General features: G+C 40.1%; 1 protein-coding gene and 2 pseudogenes. 1 reads left to right on the top strand and 2 read right to left on the bottom strand.

What is annotated here, in order from left to right; translation table 11 throughout:
* Positions 1–128: 128 nt before the first annotated feature.
* Positions 129–1,463 (bottom strand): annotated as a pseudogene (locus tag CK510_RS26590) (IS1380 family transposase); the annotation flags it as partial.
* 147 nt (positions 1,464–1,610) lie between these two features.
* On the opposite strand from CK510_RS26590, the pseudogene CK510_RS26585 reads away from it, so the two are divergent.
* Positions 1,611–3,219, top strand: a pseudogene (locus CK510_RS26585) (ISKra4 family transposase).
* Between the two features lie 60 nt (positions 3,220–3,279).
* Here CK510_RS26585 and dinB read toward each other — a convergent pair.
* Entirely contained in the window at positions 3,280–4,347 is a 1,068-nt protein-coding gene (dinB, locus tag CK510_RS26580) for a DNA polymerase IV (RefSeq protein ID WP_095724523.1), read from the bottom strand.
* Between the last annotated feature and the right edge of the window lie 336 nt (positions 4,348–4,683).

Below are 4,683 nucleotides of genomic sequence, written 5' to 3'. Positions count from 1 at the left end.
TGCGATCGCTCGAAATTTCGCACTTAATTTATTCCGTGACAATATGTTTGAAAATATGGCGCAAGCTCAACGGTTGTCTTCCTTTGGGTTAGACACACTTCAGCAACTTTTTAGAATGAAATAGCCCTGGCAATTGATGCGAACCACAAACGTAGTTGATTTCCTTGAAACGTATGGGTACTAGTTCTATCACTATGTAACCCTAGTTTTTGTTCTTTTAAACAATTCTCCATATTCCCGCGTGGGCAATATTTTTGAGTATAAAGTCGTCCTGGAGGAATTTTATTGATAGGAAGTGAAGTCACTACAAAGCGAGTATCAACTTCTTTCTCGCTATACTCAACTTTGGCGCAAACTTTGCCACGGGGATTCTCCCCGGTGGCAAGATTTGCAACAACACGACGATTGCGGCTCCAACAATAAGAGTGTTTGATAGTCAAGAGAACAATACCAAACTGAGTTATGAACAAATGCTGCTGCATCATTTTTTAAATCTGGTGATGGAGGAAATAAGCTTTGAAAAAACTCAACTATGGGTTGAAGTTTTCCTGAGTATTCCTGAGATGCACGATACTTTATTGATTGAGATAACTGAAGTAAACGATTATTTTGAGCAAGTCCAAATACATAATCAATTTCACTTTGAGATTCACGTGAAACTTTGCCACGGGGATACTCCCCGGTGGCAAGATTTCACACCAACTCATTATATCGTCTCTCGAATATGCGCTATCTCCGCGAATAATAATTTTTACATCTTTCCATTTTGAGCGGATTATTTTTATTACTCGTTGTAATTCTTCTAACCCACCTCCTGCTGGATCAACATTAGATGCCCTAAGTTTTGAGGCAAGTAAATGTTTACCACAGAAAATATAAAGTGGAGCATAACAATACCCTCGATAATAAGGGTTAAAAAATGTTTCTTCTTGATTCCCATGAACTAAATCATCGGTAACATCTAAGTCCAAAATTATCTGTCGTGGTGGCTTTCGATAAGATTCTAGAAATAGCTCAACTAGTAGTGTTTCTATTGCTGATGCATCATGTTCAATACGGTGATATCTACTATCTGCCCTTGATGATACATCTTCTGGACAATGCTCAAGCCGATTTAAGGTACTTTTGCCTGCCAATATAATTGATTTTTGTTCCTCATTAATCACTTTCCCAACTGCAAATGCAAATATGGGGTCATGACGTAGAGTTTCATGGTCATTTATATCCTCATAGCCCATGATTAAGCCATATATTCTTTGTGCAATTAAGCTATTAACTGGATGCAGAATTTTATTTGGCTCTCGGTAGTCTTTGAAACATCCTGCCAATCGTGATGTTATTTCTCTTTTTCTATCCAGTTCCGCAATTAGTGTTAGCCCTGCATCCGATGTTACAGGCTCACTCTTGAAATTAACTATAACTGGATATGACTTTTCTTGTCCAAATATGAACTGTTCCGGTATAGAATGATTTGGGTGCGACTCTTTTAGGAGTACGGTGTATAATAAAAGAGTAATAAATGAAAAGCCTACCAGAATAGTATTGCAAGTCAAAAAGCAACTAGATGGAATTGGCTTGAAAAAATGAAAAACCAGGATTAAACGAGACATATGCAAGCATCTACTTCAAATCAAGGCATGTTTTGGGAAGAAGCACGAGAGCTATTTGAAGAACTAGTCGGTTGGCTAGACTCAGATAGTATTTGTGGCTTAGAGCATGGGGAGATAGAAAGTAAAATGCTTGAAAACGGTTATGAACTGTTGAGAAAGTTGTTGCAAGGATATTTTGATAAACGCAGTGAAGACGAAATAGAAGGCTTGGCAGAAGGTAGGGACGAAGCCAAGAGAAGCCATAAGAAAAGATTGTCGCGGAAATTAACAACAATATTTGGCACAGTAATTGCCAATCGAATTGGTTACGGAGGCAGAAAGATAAATTCGCTCATTCCCCTAGATGGGGAGCTAAATTTACCGGTGGAACAATATTCTCACGGACTCAGGCAACGAGTAGCAGTTGAAGTAGCTCGTTCGGGATTTAGGGAAACGGTGGAAATAATCGAAAAAACAACGGCAGCAAAAATAGGTAAGCGTCAAGCAGAAGAACTGGCTTACCATAGTGCTGGCGATTTTGATGATTTCTATCACGACCAACAAGCTCAGTCAAGAGAGTTAGAAGAAACGGGGGAAATAGTAGTTATCAGTACGGACGGGAAGGGCGTTGTTGTACGCACAGAAGACTTGCGTGCTGATACCCAAAAACGAGCGCAGGCTTCAAGCAAGAAGTTAAATAAACGCCTAACGATTCATGAGAAAAGCGCAATGCTAAACGAATGGCAACGGTGGCTTCGGTTTATACAATCAATCCCTTTGTACGTACAGCCCAACAAATTGTTAGCCCATCTGATGAAGATCGAAAAATTAAGCGAAAAGTTTGTGGGGAAGGTCTCCTTCCACAAAACTTTTCAAGACAACGACCTCGACCAATCGGTAAGCGTGTTTGGGCTTCTTTGGAGAAACAGCCAGAACTAGTTATTTCCGAGGCAATTGAAGAGGCATTATACCGTGACCCCAACAAACAAAAGCGTTTTTGTGCCTTAGTCGATGGCAACAAGCAACAATTATCACTCTTGAATAAATTTGCTCTTCAACACAATCTCAACTTAACAATTGTCCTGGATATTATTCATGTGATTGAGTATTTGTGGAAAGCAGCATTTGCCTTTTATTCGGATACTTCTAAACAGGCAGAAACTTGGGTGAGTAGACGTTTACAGCTTATCCTCGAAGGTAAATCAAGCTCCGTTGCCGCAGGTATGCGTCGAAGTGCAACTTTACGCCAACTTACAACATCCGAGCGTAAACCAGTGGACAACTGCGCCCTTATATTTGCTCAACAATGCTAATTATCTCAAATACGACGATTACTTAAAAGCTGGTCTACCGATCGCCACCGGAGTTATTGAGGGTGCCTGTCGTCATTTAATTAAAGACAGAATGGACATTACTGGTGCTAGATGGAGTTTGGCTGGTGAGTATCGCTGTTTTGCGTCTCCGTTCTCTTTACATTAGCGGTGATTGGCATGAGTATTGGCGCTTTCATTTACAGCAAGAGCATAAACGCAATCACCTCAGTTTATACAAAGACGGTATTCCATTGATGAAACGAGTCATTCAAGCTCGTTGTTCTATTTCCCCTCCAAGCATTGCAATGCCTGTCTAAACCTATTCTGCGTCTTCTTAAAAGAGCCGCACCCGAATGATTTTTACTTGGGGTCATGCTTTAAACTGCTGTAATTGTTTCGCAACATACATTTTGGCAGTTTTTGACCCCTATTTCTTCAAACTTCGTGAGAAATCCGGGATTAGCTATTTTTGCGCCAAATTCGCTTTCTAATTGCTCGAATGTTGTATTGGTATCTTCAATAGTGTCGTGCAAAATAGCGCATTGAATAGCTAAATTACCATCGCGTTCTGGCTCTATATTTAAAGCAGCAATTATTTCCATACTGACAAAACTTAAGTGCATTATGTAGGATATTTTTGTACCTGGCACTTTTTGACCTTGGTGTGCGTTTTCTGCAGCAATCGACTTGCGAATGCGGTTTGGCTCGACTGCTCGGTCATCAATAGCCCTAGCGATGTTGTAATAGTATTGCCCTGCTTTACCAAACTGCTGCACCAAAAAAGCAAGCGATCGCATTTTCAAATCAGCCCCGGTGCGAATACCCAATGATTGCATTTTAGCGGCTGTAACCTTACCAATGCCGTGAAATTTTTCGATGGGTAAACCTTCCACAAAAGCGACAAGCGAAGCGCAGCGCGAGTACGCGATCGCATCTTCCGGCAGTATCACCGTCATGCCATTGGGTTTATTTATACTCGATGCCATTTTTGCGAGGAATTTATTGATGGATACCCCTGCTGATGCGGTGAGGTTGGTTTGGGCGAATATTTCGGCTCTGATATGTCGTGCAACGGTGGAAGCATAGGGAAATCCCTGTTTGTTTTCTGTGACATCGAGGTAAGCTTCATCCAATGCCACGGGTTCAAATATATCGGTGTAGCGCCTAAATATATCGTGGATTTGGTCTGATATTCCTCGGTATACTTCAAATCTAGGACGGACAATGATGAGATTTGGACATTTTGCAACTGCCATACTTGATGCCATTGCCGAATGAATCCCATATTTTCTTGCCTCATAACTTGCAGCTGCTACCACCCCGCGTTGACTCGGTGAACTACCAACTGCTAACGGTTTACCTCGATAGCTGGGATTGTCGCGTTGTTCTACAGATGCGTAAAAAGCATCCATGTCGATGTGAATGATTTTTCTGGTCTGACTCACACTCGCTATATTAATAGTTCATTTTTACTATTTAATTAATATAGCGCTAATATCTCAATCGTAAAGGTGCGATCGCTAAAAATCATATTTAAGTACAAAGTAATTTTATTTACAGAGGTTGTACTGTTTGACAGGATGAATCATCTTCATGAGATATCTCAAAAAGATTGCTAGCAAGTCATTTGACTATTATTAAAAAAAAAATCTGCAACAGAGCTTGATTACTTGGTATTAATTGCAGCAACAAATCGATTAAAACCTGTATCAAGGTATAAAATATTTTAAGCTGCTTTCGGCTTAATGAATGAATTTAAGATAGAATCACAAAAATTATTC

The organism is Brunnivagina elsteri CCALA 953 (assembly GCF_002289455.1).
GTDB lineage: Bacteria > Cyanobacteriota > Cyanobacteriia > Cyanobacteriales > Nostocaceae > Brunnivagina > Brunnivagina elsteri.
The sequence above is the reverse complement of the archived record's forward strand: the minus strand, read 5'-3'. Positions and strand labels throughout refer to the sequence as shown.